General features: G+C 46.6%; 1 protein-coding gene. It reads left to right on the top strand.

The window, feature by feature from the left end; genetic code table 11:
* A partial coding sequence (locus tag A3735_RS01210; RefSeq protein ID WP_197485572.1) for a succinylglutamate desuccinylase/aspartoacylase family protein occupies nucleotides 1-655 on the top strand: 655 nt, incomplete at both ends.

Genomic DNA, 655 nt, shown 5'->3' with positions numbered 1-655 from the left:
GAGCATTTGTAACGCTACTGCATGGCAATGAACCTTCAGGCCTTATTGCCTTATTTAAATGGTTGAAGTCGGGACTTAAGCCAGCGGTGAATGTCGTTTGCATTGTGGCTTCAGTATCAGCGGCTAGCTTGGAGCCTTCATTCAGTCATCGTGTCTTCGCTCGTCAGCGTGACCTGAATCGCTGCTTTAAAGAACCCTTTGATGATGAACCTGGCTATCTCGCCGCTGAGATTCTAGAGACTTTAAAGCGCTATAAACCTGAAAGCTTGATCGATATGCATAACACCTCGGGCTCAGGCCCTTCATTTGCGGTGGCGATCTACGAAGATCCTCAGCATGATGCTTTGACAGAATTGTTTACTAAACGCCTCATCGTGACTCACCTACGTTTAGGGGCTCTGATGGAGGTCACCGAATACCTTTGCCCAACTGTGACGATTGAATGTGGAGGGCGTTTAGATGAGTCTGCGCACCAGATTGCTTGGGAGGGCTTAAATCGTTATTTTCGTTTAGAAAGTGTCTTGGCAGGCCAAGAAAGTCAAGAGAGCTTGGAGGTGCTTACTAATCCGGTAAGGCTCGAACTAAAGGATGATTGTCGTCTAAGGTATGGCGAGAAATTAAGTGAAGAATCTGATTTGTGTTTGCTACCCAGTAT

Source organism: Oleiphilus sp. HI0061, assembly GCF_001635675.1.
Note: the sequence above shows the minus strand (reverse complement) of the source record. Positions and strands in the feature narration are given on the sequence as shown.